The sequence below is a fragment of the Succinimonas sp. genome, from assembly GCF_045225735.1.
GTDB lineage: Bacteria > Pseudomonadota > Gammaproteobacteria > Enterobacterales > Succinivibrionaceae > Succinimonas.
This window is the reverse complement of sequence record NZ_JBGVBR010000425.1, coordinates 1-21,442: the sequence shown is the minus strand read 5'-3', so window position 1 is coordinate 21,442 and position 21,442 is coordinate 1. Positions and strand designations below refer to the sequence as shown.

Genomic DNA, 21,442 nt, shown 5'->3' with positions numbered 1-21,442 from the left:
GGAATTCAAAGCCATTGCCTGATTTTAAAAAATCAAAGATTTTCAAGGGGAAAATGTAATTCCAAAAAATTACTGACCAATGTCGGTCCTACAGCGCATCCTCCTTAAGATGTTCGCAGCCGATATCAAGAATAATCTTCACATGCTCATCGGCCAGAGAATAGAGCACCACCTGCCCTTCCCTCCGGTATTTCACCAGATTGGCCATTTTAAGAGCGCTTAACTGATGGGAAACCGCTGATTTGGTAAGTCCCAGAATGCAGGCCAGATCGCACACGCAGAGCTCATGAAGCTCCAGAGCATGCAGGATCTTGACCCTGGTGGGATCGCTGAACATCTTAAAAAGAGCCGCCAGATCCATATACTCGGATCCCGGCTTCAGCGCCTTTTCCACAATGCCCACAAAATCGCTGTGGATAGCCGGGCAGTCGCATCCCGGAGCCTTCTTTTCCTGTGCCATCTGTTATTCCCTCTGTTCTTTCTGTTTTCCTGTTCTTTCCGTTCCCGCTGCCGGCATCCGGCAATTGAGCAAAAAATCAAAATTTCATGCAACTATTTCCAAATGAATTGTACCGCTATTTTCCGCCGGTGGCCATACCTCAATGCCCGGAGTTCTGCAGAAAATCAGAGGACTCCCCTGAAGCGCGGAAATTGCGGGATGAATGGACGCAGCAGTCTTTTTCTTGCTGAAAATACTGTCAGATCATATAATTTTGACAGTAACGATGTTTTTCCGGAGGTTATGCGTCTTAACCCCTTGCTGAAAAGCGCGCGTTTCCCCGGGAATGCTTTTTCAGGTTTGCAAGCCTCGCCCCGCTTTGCCGGAATTACCGGAATTGCAGGCGCAGACGGCGGAAGCTTTTCAGTAAACCGCCGTAATGATTTTCAACTTAAGAGAGTACGAAAAAATGAGTTTTGAATCAGAAAAGTCCTTCAGCGACTTTACCAACTTCCCCCGCGGCATCCGCAGAAGCGGCCGCTTTTCTGTGAAGGAATCTGAACTTCTTGAAGAGTTTGGCACTGCCATGATGGAAATTTACAAGGGGGAAAGAAAGCCCAAGGACAGCGCTGAAAAGGAATTCGCCGCTCAGATCCACAGTAACAGCATTCCCACTGATCCCTTTGCCAAGGTTTTTAAGAAGTATCTTAAGGAAATCAGCCCCCGCAAGACTCACGATCTCACTGCTTCCGGCGGAGACGAGGACGGAGACGGATCCTACGATTCCTCTGATGACTCCATTGAATAACAAATCCGCATGGCTCTTATGACCGGAAAGGCCTAAGAGGACAGGTGAGATGTTTAAGAAAAAGGAGACGGCTGGCCCGGGCTCCTTTTTTATTTCCCGCCGGCCCTGTTCTTCGCGACCTCTGTTCCCCGCTGTCTCCGCTCCTGAAAACGTTTCAATACGGATGGTCTGTTTTTATTAGCAGTAAATCCGCTAAAAATTCTGACACAGATCTCAAATTATTTTACAATAGGCGCACCAAAAAAAGCTCCGGTTTTTCATAGGGAGTTGTCCTTTTGTTTCCCCTGTTACTGAAGGAAAATAAACATGAGAGTTAACAATGACAGCCTGGTGGAGTCATTCAGACACAGCGCCCCTTATCTCAAGCATCACCGCGGAGCCACTGCCGTGGTTCTTCTTCCGGGATCGGTTCTGGCCAGCTCCCAGATCGATAACATTATCAGCGATCTTGCTCTGATCCAGAGTCTCGGCATGAAGCTGGTTCTGGTATTCGGAGCCAAGGAGCAGATTGACGGGGAACTGGCCAGAGAACACATTGAGACAAGTTTCCACAAGCGCATCCGCATTACCGATGACAAAACCTTCGCGGTTATCAAAAAGGTCTGCGGCATCATGTCAATTGATCTCACCACCAAGCTTTCCATGGGACTTATCAACACCCCCATGCAGGGCAGCCGGCTTAATGTGGTTTCCGGGAATTTCGTAACCGCAAAACCGCTGGGAGTGGTGGACGGCATCGATTATATGCACAGCGGCATGGTCAGAAGAGTGGACGGCGAAAACATCAGAAGAGAGCTGGACAACAACTCCATCGTGCTTATCCCTCCGGTAGGCTACTCCATTGCCGGGGAAACCTTCTGCATCAACAGCGAGCAGATTGCGGCCGCCGTGGCCGTGGCCATCAAGGCCAACAAGCTCATCACCTACTGCTCCGACGACGAGCTTATCCGTGATGCAAACGGCGATGTCATCGCTGAAATGTTCCCCAGCGATGCGGAAAAGTATCTGGCCGGCATCGATCCGGAAACCCACAATTCCACCTGCCGCTATCTCAGCGCTGCCATTGCCTCCAGCAAGGACGGCGTGGAACGCTGCCATCTGGTTTCCTACGAGCAGAACGGGGCCCTGATTCAGGAGCTCTTCACCCGGGACGGCATCGGCACTCAGATTGTCCGGGAAAGCGCCGAAACAGTATCCCGGGCCACCATCAACGACATTCCGTCCCTGATGGAGCTCATAAGACCGCTGGAGGAACAGGGCATTCTGGTGCACCGCAGCCGCGAAAACCTGGAAATGGACATCGAGCACTATGTGGTGATCAAACGCGATGGCATGGTTATCGCCTCGGCAGCCATTTACTGCTACCCGGAGGAGAAAAAGGCCGAACTGGCCTGCGTGGCCATAAACCCGAACTACCGGGGATCCAACCGCGGCATTGTTCTTATCAACAAAATCGAGGAACTGGCCCGGGAACAGGGCATGGAATATCTCTTCGTGCTTACCACCAGATCCGCCCACTTCTTCCTGGAAAAGGGCTTTGTCTCCGGCAATATTGAAGACCTGCCCCGGGAAAAGCAGGAGCATTACAACTATAAGAGAATGTCCAAGATCTTCTTCAGAAAGATAAACCCGTAAGGTAACCTGAAATAATACCATCCTGCCATTTCCCGCACTCCGGAAAACTGTCGCATGATGGTCTTACGGAAAAGCATAAGACGGGATGATTTCCTCCCTCAGGGCCGGAAATCATCCCGCATCAGTCATCTCAGGAAATATTCCAGGAAACATCGCCTTCAGAACAGATCGTCCAAAGTCAGCACATGAACAAAATCGCTGAAATGCTGCGTTTTCTTAAGGCCGCAGGCGGTGATCAGAGTGTTATGAATGGCTGCTTTTCTGGATACGCTTCCGGATAAAAGGTTCTTCCTTCTTTCAAGCGCCAGATGATAATCCCTGTCCGCTTCAAACTCATCACTCAGAAATTTCATTTCGCAAAGATGCACCACATTGTCTTTTCGTTCAATAACAAGGTCTGTTTGCGTGTCATCCTCGTTCTCGCATCCTCTTTCAGACCATAACGACTCCTTTGTAGATACCCCTCCAATTCCCAAGGCGTCCTTGATTTTGCCCATATGATTCCAGCAGACATTATCGAATGCCAGATCTCTCCAGGCTGTAACCTGATACGATGACTCCATGGAAATCCAGTCTGTGTTTCTTTCCTTTCTGCTCGCATCGATAACTCGAAGATAAAAAATACAGTACGGATCAAAAAGCTTGTATCGGGTATGGCGTTTGCTGTCGCCAAACGAAGAATAGGTGATGATGAAATCCCCTGCCAAAAGAGCCCTGAGTTTTTTGGAGAGATCCCCGCTGTCCGGAATGCCGGTCACCTCGATAAGCTCGGCTCTGGTGAGTCCTATGCTTTTTCCTGCCAGAGCCTTCACTATCAGCTTCATGTCTTCGGCATCCCTGAAAAGCGCCGAAAACATCCTGTCAAACTCATCCTTCAAAGGGGCAGCCTCGGCAAAAAACATCCGATCAATATTTCCCGAAAGACTTAACTCTCTGTCAAAATACCTGAGATAGTACGATATTCCTCCCACCGCCATATAAGCCGCAGTGATGTCATAGCGAGACATAAGAATGTTCTCACTTCTGAAATACTTCTCGCATTCTCCGAGAGAAAAGGGACGGATTTTCATTTCATAAGTAATTCGCCCGTACAGACCGCCGTGATTATTAACCAAATTAGTCAGCATCCAGAGACTGGAGCTGCCGCAGACAATCACCATAATATTCTTTCTGTGGCAGGCCCAGCCGTTCCAAAACGCCTCAAATCCGGTCATAAAACCGGCGCGCGGGGTATCAAGCCATTGAATTTCATCTATGAAAACCAGAACTCTTTGGTCATTACCGAATTATTTCGAAAGAAAAACTTCAAGAGCATAAAAAGCTTCAAGCCATGATTCCGGTTTTCGGGAATCACCTCCGAATGCCTTCAGGGAATGGTGAAAATGCCTGAGCTGGTCTTTCATGCGATTCTTTCCTGACTTCTCCGCGATACTGCCGATCGGCGACAGTCCCGCATGCCTGAAACATATCCTGTCTCTGAAAATCTCATCCACAAGAAAGGTTTTCCCGACTCCGCGGCGTCCGTACAATGCTATGAGTTCGGCACTGCCGCTTTCATAAAGAGCATTCAGTTTTTTTATTTCCTTTCGCGTCCGATAATCATCACTCTTCTCCGTTAATTTTGGCTCTTGCTGCCGGTCTTGCAGCATTATAATTTTCGGTGAAGCGCTGTTTTTACCCTTTCACCGAAAATTATAACTGTTCGATGGCACTGTCCGCAGTTTGCCGGCTTCGTGGCAGCATGGTGGAATTCCCCGCTTTCTTTGCCCGAAACCTCCCCTGGATCCGCCGCGCTTTACGCCCCGCTGCCGCAATTTAAAAATCTTTAAATTGTGAGCTATCTCAGGTATTGACAAATTTTTCTTAAAAAGGTATTTTCTCACTAATCTTTTTTTAAACCAGAAGAGGCGCTTTTCTTAGGTATCCGGGAACGGGAATTCCAGTTCCGCCGGAGAGGGAATGAAAAGCCGAGGCGGCCGCACTGCTGGAACACGGTGCTGCTGTCGGCCATGAGGGCTGAATCCCTCAGGCTGTCACGCTTAAGGTGAAGGGCTTCTGGCGGATATCAGCATTCCCGCCTCCAAATCTTTTTCCTTAGGTAACTCAAACATAATACTTATCAGGAGTTTTAAATGAATCAGGTTTGCGTTGCCAAATTCGGCGGCACCAGTGTTGCCAACTATGCTGCCATGTGCAACTGTGTCAAAATTGTTACCTCCAATCTGGACACAAAGCTGGTGGTATTAAGCGCCAGCGCCGGCATTACCAATCTTCTTGTGGAACTGGCCTCCGGCACTCTGGACGAAGCCAGCATAGAAGAGAGGATGGGAAAGATCTGCAATATTGAATTCTCTATTCTTGACGATCTGGGACGTCCCGCTGAAATCACCGCTGAAATCGAAAAGCTCATTCACGAAATCCGCGATCTGGCCAAGCATGCCATTATCGAACATGACGATGCCCTTACCGACCGCATCGTTTCCTACGGCGAGATCATGTCCACCAAGATCTTTACCGAGGTTCTCAAGTCCAAGGGCTACAACGCCAAGTGGTTCGACGTGCGTGCCGTAATGCGCACCAATAACCAGTTCGGCAAGGCCACCCCCATTATCGAGGTGCTCAGCAACACCGCCAAGGAGCTCCTGACTCCGCTTCTTGATGATTACATCGTGGTTACTCAGGGCTTTATCGGTTCCAATGCCATCGGTCAGACCACCACTCTGGGCCGCGGCGGCTCCGACTACTCCGCCGCTCTTCTGGGCGAGGCCATCGGCAACTGCAAGGCCATCGAGATCTGGACTGACGTGCCGGGCATTTACACCACCGACCCCCGTTTGGTTAAGGAAGCTCATGTAATTCCGGAAATCACCTTCTCGGAAGCTGCCGAAATGGCTACCTTCGGCGCCAAGGTACTGCATCCGGCTACCATTTTCCCGGCCGTGCGCCGCAATATTCCGGTATTCGTGGGCTCCTCCAAGGCTCCGGAATCCGGCGGCACCTGGGTCAGATCCCAGACCAGCACCAAGCCGACCTTCAGAGCTGTGGCTCTCAGAAGAGATCAGATCCTGCTGACCCTGAAGAGCCCCAACATGATCGGCGCCTGCGGCTTTCTGGCAAACATCTTCAGCATTCTGGCCAAGTACGGCATTTCCGTTGACCTTATTACCACCTCCGAGGTGAGCGTGGCCATCACTCTGGATCACACCGGATCCCAGTCCAGCGGCAAGTCCGTGCTCAGCGACAGGCTCCTGGCCGAGCTTAAGAGCATCTGCAGCGTCAGAGTTACTGAAAACCTGGCCCTGATTGCTCTTATCGGTAACGGCATGAGCCAGGTTTCCGGCACCGGCGCCGCCGTGTTCTCCTCCATCATGAACGTCAACATCAGAATGATCTGCTACGGCGCCAGCTCGCACAACCTTTGCTTCCTGGTAGACCAGGATCAGGCCGAGCAGGCCATTGCCGAGCTCCATCATCACCTCCTGGAAGGAAATCCTCAGGTTATCAGATAATCCTGATGTGAGCCGATAATAATGCTAAACGGGAGCCATGCTCCCGTTTTTTATTTGGGCAGCGGCCGGTTTCCCGAGCCGTCCTTCATTGGCCGAAATGAACTCCCGGAACGTCTCCGCAAGCATTCCCCGAAAAACAAAAAGGCGGAGTCTTTGCCCCGCCCTTCTGGTAACCGGATCTCCGGTTTTTACCTCTTATCAGTTGTCAGACTGGAACTTCACAATAAGCTTCAGGAACTCCAGATACATCCAAACCAGAGTCATCAGGAGGCCCATGGCAAAGGCCATTTCATATTCCTTGCCCACCCGACCGTGGCTGTTGGCGATATTGTCAAAATCCAAGATCAGGAACAGAGAAGCCACCACGCAGAACACGGTCTGAATGCCATAGCTGAGAATGGAATGGTTTTCCGCATGAATGGTTTCAATGCCGGTGCCGCCGAACAGGAGCATTATTAAGTTCACAATGTAGGTCAGCGCAATGGCAATTCCGGCCATAATCACGAACTTCTTAAAAAAAGGAGTGGCGGTAATAAGCCCGGTGGAGAAGGCAATGAACATCGCAAGAGCGGTGATCACCGTGGCGCTGAGAGCGGAGAAGCCCACTCCGGGGTACTTGGCATCAAAGAAGGCGGTGATGCCTCCCAGGAAGATGCCTTCCGCAATGCTGTACACGGGAGCCACAAATCTGGCAGTCTTAGGCATAAAGGTGCCCACGAGACCCAGCACAATGCCGGTAATGGCGGCAACCGCAATGATTCCGGTGAGGGAACCCCCGGAAGCGGCGCCTGTCATCATGTCCGCAACCATTGCCTGGCCTTTGAAAAACATGACAAAACCGGTAATCAGGCAGAGCGCAATCAGCATTACCGCCTTTTTGGCCGTGCCCTCCAAGGTCATAAGCTGCCCCGAAGCTCCCATGGTAACTTCGGAATTTCTGCTCAGAGCCGAAGACACGGGATTTGAATATCTTAAATTCATTTTTTTATCCCCATAATTGTTCGCTGATACCTGTCAGCTTTAAAAAAAATACCGTGCATAATACTATCACATTTGCCGGCCTCTCCCCCGATCATTATGTGATTTTCTGTGTCATCCGTCCGAAATGACCGGAATATGCAGTATTCCCGGGATATACAGCTCCCCCGGATATACAGAGTCCGGGAATATCAGCGCGGCAAACCAATGCTATTTCTTCTTTTTCTCCCTTTCGCTGAAGATTTTTCTGACCCTTTCCAGATCCTCGGCCGTGTCGACTCCCAGGAGCGGATCCGTTTCCGCATAGGTTACGGCAATGCGATAGCCGTGATAAAGCACCCGGAGCTGCTCCAGGGATTCCAGAGCTTCGATTTCGCAGGGGGGCAGGGTCATGTACTTTCTGATGAAGCCCACTCGGTAGGCGTAAATGCCGATATGGCGGGCATGCCCCCGGAGCGCCGACATGTCTCCGGCCCGGAAGCTGTTTCTTTCATAGGGGATGGGCGCCCGGCTGAAATAAAGAGCGTCTCCCTGATAGTTGATTACCACCTTGACGCAGTTGGGATCAAACACGTCCTCTCCGGTAACCCGGGCGCAGAGGGTGGCCATGGGAGCCTGAGAGCATTCCAGAAGATCCGCCACCTGGGCGATGTTTTCCGGCGGAATCAGAGGCTCGTCCCCCTGCACATTGATCACGATCTCCTGATCTCCCAGCTTCACGGCGTTAACCACCTCGGCAATTCTTTCGGTGCCGGAATTATGATCCGGGGACGTCATGCACACCTCGGCGGCCACCCCGGAAGCCAGTACGGCATCCCTGATGCGGGTATCATCGGTAGCCACAATAACCCTTTCAGCGCCGCCCTTGAGCGCCTGCTCCGCCACCCGCACCACCATGGGCTTGCCCATAATGTCCAGAAGAGGCTTTCCGGGAAGCCTTGTTGAAGCATAACGTGATGGAATAACAACCGTATAGCGCATTAACTAATACCTCTCTCATTTTGAATATGTCTGATATCTGAAACCAGTCTGTCATAGAATTCCGGCGCTATTTCCGCCCGGATGCCCAGACAGTAAAATCCCGGAAGATCCTTTCTGCCGTATTTCACCATGTCCTTTTCAGTCATGACAACCGGGAGATCTCCGGCCTCCCGGCGCGCCTCGTCCGCCGGAACAAAGCCATGATCGGGAACAGCAATCCGGCGCACCGGACAGAGGCCCGTTTCCTTCAGGGTTCTTATGAAGCGTTCAGGATCCCCGATGCCGGAAAGAGCGCAAACCTCTGTTCCTGCCGGGAGATCCGCAGGATCTCCATTGAGACGGCAGACCCTGCCGGGTACCAGTCTTACCGGATACTCCCCCGGCATCGCACCGCCGTTATTCAGGATGTAATTAACCTTCCCGAGCCGGGATACCGGTTCTCTGAGGGGGCCCATAGGGAGGAGACGGCCGTTTCCGAAGCGCCTTTTGCCGTCAATAACCGCAATCTCAATATCCCGTTCCAGCGCATAGTGCTGAAGTCCGTCATCCGTAAGAATCACGTCGAGATCATTCTCAAGATACTGAACCGCCCGGGATCTCCGGGGATCCGTAACCATACGGACTCCGGTTTTAAGCTTAATGAGGAGGGGCTCGTCCCCGGCCTCCGCCGCCGGCGAATCCGGAGTAACCTCATAGGGCAGCATGGGAGGATGAGCTCCGTAGCCCCGGCTCACCACCCCCGTCCGGAATCCCCGGGCGGAGAGCTCCTCGGCCAGAGCGATTACCACCGGGGTTTTGCCGTTGCCCCCCACCATGATGTTGCCTACCACCACTACCGGAATGCGGCTCCGGTAAGAGGACAGGATTTTGCGGGCATAAAGAAAGCGTCTCAGGCGGACAATGAGCCCGAATATAACGGAAAAGGGCCAGAACAGCCATTTCAGTGGACTGTCCTGAAACCAGATTTTGTCATGAAAGCTCACGGCCGTTTCTCCTCAAGACAAGCAGTCATGGAAAATCCCCGCAAAAAAAGTTAAAATCACCGGAATCAGCACCGAGGTTGCCATGTCAGTTAAAAGTCTCCCGGATCCGAAGGATCATTCCAATGACGATCATTCCTGCGACAAGTGTCCCTGCAGTGAAATCTGCCTGCCCGGCAGAAACGCCTCTCCCTCGGATCTTTCGGCTCTCAGCAACATTATAGATAAAAGACGGGGTCTTAATAAAGGAGATATTCTCTATAAAGCCGGCGATCCCCTGCTGCGTCTTTATGCCATAAAAAGCGGCAGCCTGAAAATCTATTCCCTGAGCCAGGCCGGAGACGAACAGATCACCGGATTCTCCGTATCCGGCGAAATCGTGGGTTTTGACGCCATTTACGAGAGAAAGCACAAATCCTTTGCCCAGGCTCTGGAAAGCACGGCCATCTGCGAAATCGACTTTGCTCAGCTGAGCCGCGCCCTGTACCGCCATCCGGAAATGAACCTGCGCTTCATGAGACTCATGAGTCATGAAATATCCGTGAAAAAGGAGCTAATGATGATGATCTCCCGGGAAAACGCCCCTCAGCGTCTGGCCTCGTTTCTTTTGCATCTCTCCCAGGCTCAGGCGCGCCGCAACCTCGCGCCCAACGTGATTAAGCTCACCATGACCCGTTATGAAATCGGGAACTGCATCTCCCTTTCCGTGGAAACCATCAGCCGGCTGTTTTCCAGACTGGCGGAGGCCGGGGTCATCACCGTCAAGGGTCGTTATATCACCATTCTGGATCAGGAACTCCTCCGGGAGGTGGAAAACGGCAATCTGTGTCAGCCGGCGAAAGCGGAAAATGCGCCTTAACTGCTCCTTCGGAAGCGCCCTCTCATACCCGGAAGCTCCGGCTCAGAAGCTTTAGCTGTATTTCCGGGATATCTTCATGCTGTCCTGATCTCGTGCTCTCCTATTCTCATTAGGTGAGTTTCATAAGTTTTTGGCAAAGAAAAGCAGGATTTGCTTTCAAAGGTCTCTTAGACCACTGTTTCATGGCGTTAAAGAACTCTTAAAGCCTTTAAAAACAAAGGACATTAGTGCCTTGCGAGGTTTTTTGCATGGTTTTGCGAGGTTAAGCCGGTTTGGGCCGCTGGTTCAGGGCGTTAAAGAACTTTTAAAGCCTTTAAAAACAAAGGGCATTAGCCCCTTGCGAGGTTTTTGCATGGTTTTGCAAGGTTAAGCCGGTTTGGGCCGTTGATTCAGGGCATTAAAGAACTCTTAAAGCCTTTAAAAACAAAGGACACTGGTGCTTTGCGAGGTTTTTACATGGTTTTGCGAGGTTAATGTCGTTAGTCTCTGTTTCAGAGGCTTTGGAGCTCGTAAAGACTTGCAAATATATGGACAATGAGGAACTCGTTTCCCCCATGTTCCTGAACACCTCAAGCCTTCTGCCTGACATCATCCACTGTTTCCAGGGAATTTATCTGACAACCAATTCCACACATCAGTTCTTTTATGGATCAAGGCCGTAATGAGAAATTGCAATATCAGTGGCTGACATAACAACCCGCTAATAATTCTAATTTCTAAAATACCAAGGAGCCGGTAAAATCAAGGCTTGGGAGTTTTTTTCACCTCGGATGCAGCAGAACACAGGTTTTCAGTTTTTCCAGGATATTCTCTTGCTGCGGTCATCATGTCCCGCTGACTTTCCCCCGGGATGTTGAAGTACTGCAAGGAAAAATATCCGGAAATTGCCTACAATGGTGTTATCTGGCTGAAATATGCCCTATGACGCTAAGCTGAATGCCGGAGGTGTCCCATGCGCAAATACAAGAATATTCTGGTGGTTGTGGAACCGGAACGGGAGGATCAGCCCGCTCTGGATCGGGCTCTGGAAATCGCCCGCTTCTCCCCGGATACCCAGATCACCGCCTTTCTGGCTGTCTATGACTTTTCATACGATATTACCACCCTGCTGAATATCGATGAACAGACGGAAATGCGCCGGGGCATTCTGGAGATCAGTGAAAAGTGGCTGGAAAACGAGCTTATCTCAAAGCATAGCGAAAACGCCGCCATAAGCGGCAAGGTAGTCTGGTACCGCAGTCTGCCGGAGGCTATCACGAAGGAAATCAAAAAAGGCAGCTACGATCTCGTAATCAAGAGCGCCGACAGCCACGGACTTATGGACGGCGTGATCTTTACCCCCGCTGACTGGCAGCTTTTGCGTTCAGCGGAAATCCCGGCGCTTATCGCCAAGAACCATCCCTGGCCGGAGGGATCCAGCATTCTGGTGGCCCTGAACCTTGCGGACAGCGCCGACAGCGATACCCGCTTCATGAACCTCCGCCTCCTTCGGAATGCTCAGGAACTGGCCCGCCTTATTCACGGCGAAATCCATCTTCTCAATGCCGCCCCGCCGCTGATGCCGGTGGCCATAGTGGAAATACCGGGCTTTACTCCGGATATCTATTCAGAAGCGGTGATTAAGCATAACCGGGAGCAGATCCGGGCCTTCGGCGCCCGGCATCGCATTCCGCCGGAAAACTGCCATGTCATCGAAGGACAGCCGGATGACGTCATCCCCAAAATGGCCGCGGATCTCCATACCTGCGCCGTGCTTATCGGACACACCGGCCGCTCCGGTCTTGCCGCCGCTCTCATCGGCAATATCTGCGAGGAGATAGTGGATGCGGTAAACTGCGATCTTATGGTGCTTAAAAAAATCCCGCGCAAATGATTTTAAAGCTTCCGAAAAACCTGATGCCGCCCGCCGCTCTCTCTTTTACGAGCCCTGAGGCGGCTTAATCTCCGTCCGTCCCGCAGGGCTCCTGCTCCTCGGAAGTCTCCCCGCCAATCCGGCCGTAATCCTCCCGGATCTCGTTCCGGTCAAAATCGTAGAGACGGCGATCCAGCATGTGACTCGGACAGATCCTTTGCATGGCCCGCAGCATATTCATGCTTCTTCCGGGGAATTTTTTATCCCAGTCATTAATCATCGCCCGGATCTCTCCCCGCATTTTGTTTTCCCCGAGAGAGCACATGTTTTTCGGAAAAAGAGGATAGCCCCGCCCCTCGGAAAGCCGGACGATGTCCCGCTCCCGGCAGTACACCAATGGTCTTATCACAATGTGGCGGCCGTCATCGGTATGGAGCTTCGCCGGCATGCTCTTTACCGAGCCCGCATAAAACAGATTGAGAAAGAAGGTGCCCAGAACATCATCCCCGTGATGCCCGAGAGCGATTTTGGTGGCGCCGATTTCCCCGGCCGCCCGGTAAAGAATGCCCCGTCTCAGCCGGGAGCAGAAGGAACAGATATTGCGGCCGTCGGGGATTTTGTCCCGGATAAGACTGTACACATCCTCGGTGATGATATGGTATTCGAGCCCGGTTTTGCGAAGATAGTCCTCCATCACTCCCTCAGGATACCCGGGAAGACGGGCGTCAAGATGCGCCGGAATCAGTTCGAAATCCACGGGAGCGCTTTTCTGAAGACTTGACAGGATCTCCAGAAGAGCATAGCTGTCCTTGCCTCCGGACATGCATACCATGACCCGATCTCCGGCCGAGATCATGTTGAAATCCTGAATAGCCATGCCGGTAAGATGCCGGAGCCTTTTCAGGGTCTTATTGGTATTGTAGAGATATTTTCTTTCGTCCATGCAGTTATTTCATCTATGATGTTATTTCATCCCTGACCCGGCCCTCTTCCCCGGCCGCCGGCTCCTGCAATCATGCCTTGCGCCTCCCGATGAGTTTTTTTCTTCCGGACTACAGCCATTTCTGAAACGGGTTAAGATCCGCGCCGTCTGCCACATACCACTTCCGGCGGGAGGAATCCCAGCGGGCACCCAGCCCCTTGGCCATGTCCTTTTCGGCATAGGGCACATTAAGGTACACCCGGCTCAGGTTGTCATCCTGACCGGGACGGCCGTAGGGAGAAGCTCCTGCCGGACGGTTTCCGCCGCTGTTCCCGGAGGGAGCATTGCCTGAGGCGGCATTGCCATAAGCGGGAGGCGGAACAAAAGCGGCCCCGGAAACACAGTCACCCGGGAATGGCTCCGGCTCTAAGGGGGCGCATTCCCGGGCGTATCTCAGGGCCTCCTCATCGGAAAACGGAATATATTCCCGGCAGAAGTCCGGAACCTCCCTCGGGACGTCATTTTCATAATCAAGGTAATCAGTCATTTTTCATCATCCGGTAAATAACAAAGGAGAGACCCGGTCTCCCCTTATATCTGTTCTGCAAAACGGGGAGATAAGGAGGACATCCGGTGCCGGATTTCCTCCTTTCTCCCGTACGGAACTATTCCCTGAGCTCGGCTCCGCAGGATTCCCGGAGACTTCCGACAATGCGGTCGCTGATCTCCTGAATCGCGGCATCCTCCAGAGTTCTGTCCTGAGCCTGGAGCACTACGCTGAAGGCCAGACTCTTTTTCCCGGCAGCAATGTTCTCGCCCTCGTAGATATCAAAAATACTGATATCCTGCAAAAGATCCCCGGCATTTTTCTTCACGGTGTTCAGGATCTTCACCGCCGGCACCCCGCTGTCAATGACAATGGCAAAATCGCGGCGGATGGAGGGGAACTTCGAGAATTCCGCATAGGCGGTAACGCTCCTGGTGGTCAGGGCCCGCATTTTAAGCTGGAACAGGAATACCTTCTTCTTAAGCCCCAGAGCCTTCTGAACCAGAGGATGAATGAGGCCGACATCTCCCACGTACTCGCCGTTTCTCAGGATGCGGGCGGACACTCCAGGATGAAGAGCCGGATGGGAGCCGCGGGCAAAGTCAAATTCCGCATTGCCGGCGGTGATTTCCAAAAGTCTTTCCACATCCCCCTTGATATCGTAAAAGTCACAGGCCCGGGGCTTTTCATACCAGTTTTCCGGAGCAATATTTCCGGTAATGAGACCGCCGATCATTTCCTCCTGACGGATGCCGTTTTCAGAAGCGGCATCTGAAATAAAGGTCAGGCCGGTTTCAAAGATCCGGAGGTCGGAAATCTGCCGGTTCATATTGTAAATAGCAGTATTGACAAGGCCGGCCCAGAGGGTGGTTCTCATGGCATTCATCTCCGAGGTGATGGGATGCGGGAGAATAATAGGAGTCTCCTCGGGATTGAGCGCCTTCAGGGATTTGTCATCCACAAAGCTGTAGGTGACCACCTCATGATAGCCCAGATCCGCTGCGAGAGACTTGATATCCCAGGCGGAAACATGGGCCTCCCGCCGGGGAATCATGCGGAGCGGAGCCACGGGATCCGTGTTGGGAATCCGGTCATAGCCGTACATACGGGCCACCTCTTCGCAGATGTCCACCGGAATGGCAATGTCATAGCGCCAGCTGGGGCTTACGGCAGTGATCATGTCGTCCTTAACCTCAGGCTGCATGCCGAGACGGCTGAGATAATCGGTAACGGCGCTTCTTTCCACGTCAACCCCCAGCACCTCCTTGATAAGGCTGAAGGGCATTTCGATTTTCTTAGGCTCCGGGAGATCCTCCGCAGACACGGCCTCGCATACCGGACCGGCTTCGCCTCCGGCAATGTCCAAAATAAATCTGGTGGCTCTTTCCATGGCCTCTGCCTGAATCTGATAGTCCACCCCTCTCTCAAAACGATGGGCGGCTTCCGTGTCGAGACCGTAGCTTCTGGCCCGGTTCTTGATGGCCCGGGGACTGAAAAACGCAGATTCCAGCAGAATATTCACGGTGCCGGCCTTGACTCCGGTGCGATCACCCCCGAAAATCCCCGCCAGAGCGACTGCGCCGGCCGCATCGGCAATCACCAGAGTATCGGGAGTCAGAGAGGCCTCCTGACCGCTCAGGAGCACCATCTTTTCATCAGGGAGAGCCTTTCTTACGGTGATCTCATCCTTGAGGGCATCCAGATCAAAGGCGTGCATGGGCTGTCCCAGCTCCAGCATGACGTAATTGGTCACATCCACCACGGGATCCAGACTCCGCATCCCCAGTCTTCTCAGTCTCTCCTGCATCCAGAGGGGACTCTTCCGGGAAAGATCCACGTTCCGGATTACCCGGGTAAGATAACGGGGACAGCCCGCCGTATCAGCCACCTTTACCGGGAAGGTATCCGGGATGGCAGCGGGAACCGCGGGAATATCCGGATACTTCACATCGGCGCCGGTGAGCACGCCGAATTCCCGGGCAATGCCGCGGATGCTGAGACAGTCAGCGCGGTTAGCGGTGAGATCCACGGTAATGGCCGTATCATTTAGTCCGAGATAGTCATGAATGTCGGTTCCCACGGGAGCATCGGCCGGAAATTCGATAATGCCGTTACTCTCTTCGCTGAGTCCCAGTTCTTTGGCGGAACAGAGCATGCCGTTAGACGGGACGCCTCTGAGCTTAGCCGGCTTGATCCGGAAATTGCCCGGCAGCACGGCCCCTACCTTGGCGCAGGCCACCTTAAGTCCCTGACGGCAGTTCGGAGCGCCGCAGACGATGTCCAGCACCTCGTTTTCGCCTGTCCGGACGGTGGTTACATGAAGATGATCGGAATCCGGATGGTCAGCGCAGGTCAAAACCTCCCCCACTACCACTCCGGTGAATTCGCCGGCCACGGGATCCTGGGAATCCACTTCAAGACCGGCCATGGTAATAATATCGGAAACCTCTTCCGCAGAAAGGCTGTTTGGTACCAGCTCATCCAGCCACTGTTTATTGAAAATCATTTAAAGCGCGCTCCTTCTTGCTCCGCTGTTCTGTCTTGCTGTTATTTGCCTGGTCGTTCTTATTTCCCGAACTGATTCAGGAATCTCATGTCATTCTCAAAAAACGCCCGGAGGTCATTCACTCCGTAGCGGAGCATGGCCAGACGCTCCACGCCGAGACCGAAGGCAAAGCCGTGATACCTTTCCGGATCCAGTCCCACATTGCTGTACAGCCGGGGATTAACCATGCCGCAGCCCAGCACCTCCAGCCATTTGCCGTTCTTTCTTCTGACGTCTACCTCGGCGGAGGGCTCGGTAAACGGGAAAAACGAAGGACGGAACCTGACCTCCAGCTCTTCCTCGAAAAAGTTAACCAGAAAGCTGTGCAAAACGCCCTTAAGCTCGGCAAAGGTGCTGTGATCGTCCACCAAAAGCCCCTCTACCTGGTGGAACATGGGGGTATGGGTCATGTCATAGTCCGGACGGTAAACGCGGCCGGGCACAATGATCCGGATGGGAGGCGCCTTTTTCTCCATGGTGCGGATCTGCACGCCAGAGGTCTGGGTGCGCAGCAAAAGATTGTCATTGAAATAGAATGTGTCATGCTCGGAACGGGCCGGATGATCGGGCTCAATGCACAGGGCGTCAAAGTTGTGGAAGCAGTCCTCGATTTCCGGGCCGGACTCGGTGGTAAAGCCCAGAGACTCGAAAATCTCCTCGATCCTTCTGATGGTGCGGGTTACCGGATGCAGGGTTCCGGCGGCGCTTCTGCGGCCGGGCAGAGTGATGTCCACAGTCTCCGAAGCCAGCTTGCGGTTCAGGATTTCCGCCTCGATCTCCGCCTTCCTGGCATTAAGAGCTTCCGTTACCTGATTCTTGGCGGCGTTGATAACTGCTCCCATCTTGGGACGTTCCTCGGGAGAAAGCTTGCCGAGCCCCTTCATCTGTTCCGTAAAAAGGCCCTTTTTTCCCAGATAATCGACTCTTACGGCCTCCAGGGCAGCTTCATCTCCAGCCTCGGCAATCCGGGCCTGAGCCTGACTCACAAGCTCATTCAAATCACTCATAACTTCCTCTTAAACATCTGCCGGAGGAAATTCCTCCGCAATAAAAAAACCGGCAAAACTGCCGGTGATTATACTTATCTTTACCTTTTATGACAATTGAGAGCCGGAACAAACCCCCTCCTCTGCCGGCCTCCCGGTTATTCCCCGGCGCGTTCCGAACATCTCAGGCCTTTCTGACCGCCTTCCCCTCCAGAGGCTCCTCCTGGCATTCCTCAGGAACATCGTTCAGAGCCGCCGATCCCGGCCCTTCCTGGCTTACCGGACTGGGAGGACAGATATAGCAGCCCTGGCAGAAATCCACGCCCAGCTCCTCAAAAATCCGGAAATCCTCCTCGGTTTCAATCTGGGAAACCATGGTATGCATATGGAGGCCCCGGGCCATCTGAATCAGGGCTTTGATAATAATAAGATTGCTCTCGTCCCGGCTGATGTTCTGGGTGAAGTCGGGATGGAACTTGATATAGGAAACCGGAAGCAGCTTCAGCATATAGCCGAGACAGCCGCTCTTCCCGAAATTGTCCAAAGCAAAGCCGAGACAGCTGTTCCGGAACCGGTTCATAAAGTTCAGCACCGAATCCAGATGGCGGCTGACGTCATCTTCATCGATCTCGAAGCAGATCACCCGGGTCAGGGCCAGATTGCTGTTAAGGAGATCCTGAAGCCGGGTAATAAAATCCTCATCGCAGATAGTCTCGGAGCTGATATTCACAAAAAGGACGTCAATATCCCTGAGGCGCTCCGGATTGTCCCGGCAGATGCGGTTCAGGCTTTCCAGCATCCAGCTGTCAATGCGGGACATGATGTTAAAGCCATAGCAGCGGGTTACAAAGGCCGCGGGCTCGATAACATCCCGGCGATCCCCGATGATGCGGGCAAAAAGCTCATAGCATTTGCGGCTGCGATCTCTCATGTTCAGGATTTTCTGCCGCACCGCAAAAATCGATCCGCTGTCCAGAGCCTGATGGATTCTGGTTACCAGGGAGACGGTCTCGGTATAATCAGGCAGCCGGTTAATGGTTTTGTCGGAAATGAAAAGATGATAGGTGTTAGGCCCCATGTCCATGGCAGACCGGCAGGCGGCATCGGCGCAGGAGAGGAGTGCGGAAACGCTGCCCCGGGCGGTATCAATAAGCACCAGTCCCATGTTCATGGTAATAACATGCATATTGCCGGACACGTTGAGCCGCAGACTGAGAAGATCCCGGCGCCAGTTCCTGGCATGATCGATCGCCTCCCGGGCGGAGCTCCCCCGCATCAGCACCGCAAATTCATTGCCGTTCAGCCGGAAAACGTCAAACTCCTTCCTGATGCCGGATTTCAGGCATTCCGCGATTTTGGTCAGGATCTGATCCCCGTAGACATGTCCGGCCACATCATTGATATAGTTAATGTTCTGAATTCGCATAACGCAGAGCACGCCCTTGTTGGTGCCCTCCTGTTCCAGCGTCTGATTCAGAATTTCCATGAAATAACGGCGGTTGTATACTCCGGTAACGGTGTCGTGGCTTTCCAGATAGCGCAGACGGTTCACATAGCTTTCGTCCTGGCTCATATCGTAAAGCTCGCCGATAAAAAGGTACATGCTGTTGCTGACTATGCTCCGGGACTTCAGGCGCTTTCTGAGTTCATTAGTGGGCATGAAGGTCAGGGACAGCTTCACCGGCACCGGATTTCCCTCCCGGCCCGTAATGACCAGATTGCAGACATCGCTCACCGAGGGCAGGGAATCGTCCTCCTCGGCCAGTCTGGCATTAACCTTGCGGATCATGCCGGCAAAAAAGTCGTTAAAAACCTCCGGCTCCCGGCAGATGGAGGAGAAGCGCCGATCCTGACAGCCGTCCGCCCCGGCTTTGAGATTTCCCGCGAGGGAGACAAAGGCCGGATTCACATCCTCGATATCTCCGGTCCAGGACATCAGGAAAAGTCCGGAAGAGCTGTGCTTGAGGAACTGACTCAGACGGTTGGAGTTCTCCTCCGCCAAAAGAAAGGCCTGCTCGCCCCGGGTCTTTTCATAATAGGCCCGGTAACCCATGGAGATGGACACCATGATGCCCAGAAGGCCGGAAACCAGACAGAAATAAGTATGGGTTTCCGCCTCAAAGCCCAGATAGCCTAGAAGAGCCAGGTTCGGCACATTCACTCCCAGAAGGAACATCTCCGCCACAAACACGTAGCCGAGATGAATGTAGTTCTGTTCCCTGAAGGCCCGGATAATGAAATAACCTCCCAGAAGCATCATGAGCGCATAGCTGAACAGCATAAACAGGAAGCCGGCCTTTTCCGGAACAAACCAGACCAAGGTCGCCCCGAAAAGTCCCAGCGCCGTAAAGAAGATCTGCGCATAACGGAAAAACGCCGCGCGGGAGGATGGGAGAATAGTGAATACCGATCCTGAAAAACCCGCCAGGGCCAGCAGCCCCGCGGTGACATAGTCCCGCACCAGATCCGCATGGCTGCTGAAAAACCGCGACAGGATCGTAAGATAGCTGCCGGAGATCCAGATGCAGGCAGTAACCGCAAACGCCAGAACAGTGTAATAAAGGTAGCGCTTTTCCCGGAGGAATATGAAGAACACCAGAGAGGAGATAAAGACAATGAGCATAATGCCCGCGATAATGCCGTTTATGACCTTGTCCACGGTATCGTAAAAATTGAATCTTTTAGCATCCACGAGACCGAAACGGAACTGGGTGTCAAGGTCGGAGGTCAGGCGCACATAGACGGTGCTGTATTCATGGTTGCGGGAAAATATCGGAAAATCCCAGCCGCTGGAGGGAAAGAACTTGGAGCTTAAGCCCCGGTCGATGCCGGTATGCCAGACGCTCACCAGCTGTCCCCGCTGGTTCTGCACAAAGACATCCACCTTTTTTATGAAGATATTGCTGACGCTGAGCACCATGCTGGCGCTGTCGCCGCTCCGGTTTTCCACCCGGAAGCGAAACCAGCGCACCCGGCTGGAGTCATTCCCCACCCACTTCACCGGCTCCACGCTGTAGCTGTCCCAGGCTCCGGAAACCTCCCAGGGCCACTGAGCCTTCGGGGAGGTACGGTTAACCTGAATGCTTCCTGAGATATCCAGCTGAATATTGCTGTCGTTCACGCGAATAACGGGAACATCTCCTGATGCTGCAGAAGCGGAAGCTGCTGCAGGAAATGCCGCAAAAGAGCACAGCAGCATCATGAGAACCAGGGCTAGGGAAAAAATGAAACGCATCTTTCGTCCAGGATTGCAGGAGTAATCAGTTATTATCAGAAAGGTGAAAACCTTTTCCACTTTTTTTGAATTATATCACACTATTCCCGGAGGATTGAACATTCTTTGACAAAAAGTCACGAAAAGTACAATAATTATTCGTTTTCGGGAAAACGCAGCTGAAAATTCCGTCTGGAGGTTTCAGGAATTATCTTAAAAACACCTTTGCAAACAAAAAGGTTAACATGGCAATCTGGTAATTTTTATACATGTCAGAAGGTCTTTTAAATAAAGTCAGAGCATATTTCTTCCTTCCGCCGATGGTTTTCGGACAGGGAGCGCTCCTGCATCTTGCGGGATACCTCCTGATGCCGCTTTTTACGGGAGCCCCGGCCGGAAAGGCTGCTTTGCCTGAAAACACCGCTTTGCCGGAGAATGCTTCTTTGCCGGACGGAGCGTCTTTTGCGGATATGATTACAGAAAGACTTGCCGGGCTTCCCGGAGACCTCCTGTCTTATGCCGCTCTTACCAAAACCGTTCCGGGACTCCTGCTCTTCACAGCCGGCATAACGGCCGCGCTGCTGGCGCTGAAGCCGTTTCTTAAATACCGCATAAGCCCGCATCCCCTGTCCCGGACACCCCACCGGCTCTTTACGGACGGGATCTACAGCATGAGCAGAAATCCCATGTATCTTTCCCTCCTTTTAATGCTGGCGGGACTGGGGCTTATACTCTCTCCCTGGCTTTTGCCGGTAACCCTCCCCTATGCGTTCTTTTTCCTGAAAAGACAGATCCTCAGGGAAGAAAAATTTCTGAAAGAGACCTGTCCGGAATACCCCGAGTATCTTAGCGCTGTCCCCCGCTGGTGCGGGATCCGGCGCAGTTAGCGGGCTCAGCAGCCAGCCGGCAGCATGGTCAGCGGCATAGTTAAAAGCCGGCATTTGTGATAAAATTCCGCAAACTGGTTCAGCTTAACCAAGTTCTGGAAAACACCGCGCCGACTTGTCTGCAGCGCTTTTAAAAACAGGAAAAAACTCTTCCTGAACCGAAAAAACTCTCCTGGAAACAAAGGATTTTCTAAATGACTTCTAATGTGAATGCTGAAAAAACCGTACTGGTAATTAATTGCGGCAGTTCTTCTCTCAAATTTGCCATTATCAACCCGGATGACGGCCATGTATTTCTGA

Annotated in this window: 18 protein-coding genes and 1 riboswitch; of the genes, 7 read left to right on the top strand and 11 right to left on the bottom strand. The window is 52.6% G+C overall.

What is annotated here, in order from left to right:
• Window positions 1-88: 88 nt before the first annotated feature.
• Window positions 89-460 (bottom strand): ArsR/SmtB family transcription factor, encoded by a 372-nt coding sequence (locus ACJROR_RS14850; RefSeq protein ID WP_406038107.1) that lies wholly within the window; start codon window positions 458-460, stop codon window positions 89-91.
• Window positions 461-908: 448 nt separating this feature from the next.
• Between ACJROR_RS14850 and maoP the strand changes: the two genes are divergently transcribed.
• Both maoP and argA read left to right on the top strand, forming a co-directional pair.
• Window positions 909-1,247, top strand: coding sequence for a DUF413 domain-containing protein (maoP, locus tag ACJROR_RS14845; protein WP_406038109.1), 339 nt, complete (start codon window positions 909-911; stop codon window positions 1,245-1,247).
• Window positions 1,248-1,553: 306 nt separating this feature from the next.
• Window positions 1,554-2,882 carry an amino-acid N-acetyltransferase gene (gene argA, locus ACJROR_RS14840; RefSeq protein WP_406038111.1) on the top strand — a complete coding sequence of 443 codons (1,329 nt, stop codon included), beginning with the start codon at window positions 1,554-1,556 and terminating at the stop codon, window positions 2,880-2,882.
• 158 nt (window positions 2,883-3,040) lie between these two features.
• Here the strand turns inward: argA and ACJROR_RS14835 are convergent, their stop codons facing one another.
• Entirely contained in the window at window positions 3,041-4,096 is a 1,056-nt protein-coding gene (locus ACJROR_RS14835; protein WP_406547774.1) for an ATP-binding protein, read from the bottom strand.
• Window positions 4,097-4,168: 72 nt separating this feature from the next.
• Complete coding sequence (locus tag ACJROR_RS14830; RefSeq protein WP_406547773.1) at window positions 4,169-4,531, bottom strand: hypothetical protein; 363 nt, start codon at window positions 4,529-4,531, stop codon at window positions 4,169-4,171.
• Between the two features lie 245 nt (window positions 4,532-4,776).
• Window positions 4,777-4,945: riboswitch (Lysine riboswitch) on the top strand.
• Between the two features lie 69 nt (window positions 4,946-5,014).
• Here ACJROR_RS14830 and lysC point away from each other — a divergent pair.
• On the top strand, window positions 5,015-6,391 hold the full coding sequence (gene lysC / locus ACJROR_RS14825; RefSeq protein WP_406547772.1) for a lysine-sensitive aspartokinase 3: 1,377 nt from the start codon (window positions 5,015-5,017) through the stop codon (window positions 6,389-6,391).
• 198 nt (window positions 6,392-6,589) lie between these two features.
• Here lysC and ACJROR_RS14820 read toward each other — a convergent pair whose 3' ends face one another.
• The 3 genes from ACJROR_RS14820 to lpxK form a co-directional block, all read right to left on the bottom strand.
• Window positions 6,590-7,372, bottom strand: coding sequence for a Bax inhibitor-1/YccA family protein (locus ACJROR_RS14820; RefSeq protein WP_406547771.1), 783 nt, complete (start codon window positions 7,370-7,372; stop codon window positions 6,590-6,592).
• Between the two features lie 207 nt (window positions 7,373-7,579).
• Complete coding sequence (gene kdsB, locus ACJROR_RS14815) at window positions 7,580-8,350, bottom strand: 3-deoxy-manno-octulosonate cytidylyltransferase (protein WP_406547770.1); 771 nt, start codon at window positions 8,348-8,350, stop codon at window positions 7,580-7,582.
• On the bottom strand, window positions 8,350-9,333 hold the full coding sequence (gene lpxK, locus ACJROR_RS14810) for a tetraacyldisaccharide 4'-kinase (RefSeq protein ID WP_406547769.1): 984 nt from the start codon (window positions 9,331-9,333) through the stop codon (window positions 8,350-8,352). The genes kdsB and lpxK overlap by 1 nt, the downstream gene beginning before the upstream one ends.
• 82 nt (window positions 9,334-9,415) lie before the next feature.
• Between lpxK and fnr the strand changes: the two genes are divergently transcribed.
• Together fnr and uspE are read left to right on the top strand one after the other, a co-directional pair.
• Window positions 9,416-10,189 (top strand): fumarate/nitrate reduction transcriptional regulator Fnr, encoded by a 774-nt coding sequence (gene fnr, locus ACJROR_RS14805; protein WP_406547768.1) that lies wholly within the window; start codon window positions 9,416-9,418, stop codon window positions 10,187-10,189.
• 952 nt (window positions 10,190-11,141) lie between these two features.
• Window positions 11,142-12,062 (top strand): universal stress protein UspE, encoded by a 921-nt coding sequence (uspE, locus tag ACJROR_RS14800; protein ID WP_406547767.1) that lies wholly within the window; start codon window positions 11,142-11,144, stop codon window positions 12,060-12,062.
• A 64-nt stretch (window positions 12,063-12,126) separates the two neighbouring features.
• Here uspE and ttcA read toward each other — a convergent pair whose 3' ends face one another.
• The 5 genes from ttcA to ACJROR_RS14775 all read right to left on the bottom strand — a co-directional run bounded on the left by ttcA (window position 12,127) and on the right by ACJROR_RS14775 (window position 20,276).
• Window positions 12,127-12,984: a tRNA 2-thiocytidine(32) synthetase TtcA gene (gene ttcA, locus ACJROR_RS14795; RefSeq protein WP_406547766.1), complete on the bottom strand. Its 858-nt coding sequence runs from the start codon at window positions 12,982-12,984 to the stop codon at window positions 12,127-12,129.
• Window positions 12,985-13,093: 109 nt separating this feature from the next.
• Window positions 13,094-13,510 carry a DUF5710 domain-containing protein gene (locus tag ACJROR_RS14790; protein ID WP_406547765.1) on the bottom strand — a complete coding sequence of 139 codons (417 nt, stop codon included), beginning with the start codon at window positions 13,508-13,510 and terminating at the stop codon, window positions 13,094-13,096.
• A 118-nt stretch (window positions 13,511-13,628) separates the two neighbouring features.
• Window positions 13,629-16,016 carry a phenylalanine--tRNA ligase subunit beta gene (gene pheT, locus ACJROR_RS14785; RefSeq protein ID WP_406547764.1) on the bottom strand — a complete coding sequence of 796 codons (2,388 nt, stop codon included), beginning with the start codon at window positions 16,014-16,016 and terminating at the stop codon, window positions 13,629-13,631.
• A 59-nt stretch (window positions 16,017-16,075) separates the two neighbouring features.
• Complete coding sequence (gene pheS / locus ACJROR_RS14780; protein ID WP_406547763.1) at window positions 16,076-17,062, bottom strand: phenylalanine--tRNA ligase subunit alpha; 987 nt, start codon at window positions 17,060-17,062, stop codon at window positions 16,076-16,078.
• Between the two features lie 163 nt (window positions 17,063-17,225).
• Window positions 17,226-20,276, bottom strand: coding sequence for an EAL domain-containing protein (locus tag ACJROR_RS14775; protein WP_406547762.1), 3,051 nt, complete (start codon window positions 20,274-20,276; stop codon window positions 17,226-17,228).
• Window positions 20,277-20,623: 347 nt separating this feature from the next.
• Here ACJROR_RS14775 and ACJROR_RS14770 point away from each other — a divergent pair, with 347 nt between their 5' ends.
• Together ACJROR_RS14770 and ACJROR_RS14765 are read left to right on the top strand one after the other, a co-directional pair.
• Complete coding sequence (locus ACJROR_RS14770; RefSeq protein ID WP_406547761.1) at window positions 20,624-21,142, top strand: methyltransferase family protein; 519 nt, start codon at window positions 20,624-20,626, stop codon at window positions 21,140-21,142.
• Between the two features lie 194 nt (window positions 21,143-21,336).
• Window positions 21,337-21,442, top strand: a 106-nt coding sequence (locus ACJROR_RS14765; RefSeq protein ID WP_406547775.1) for a hypothetical protein, incomplete at its 3' end; no start/stop codon positions are given.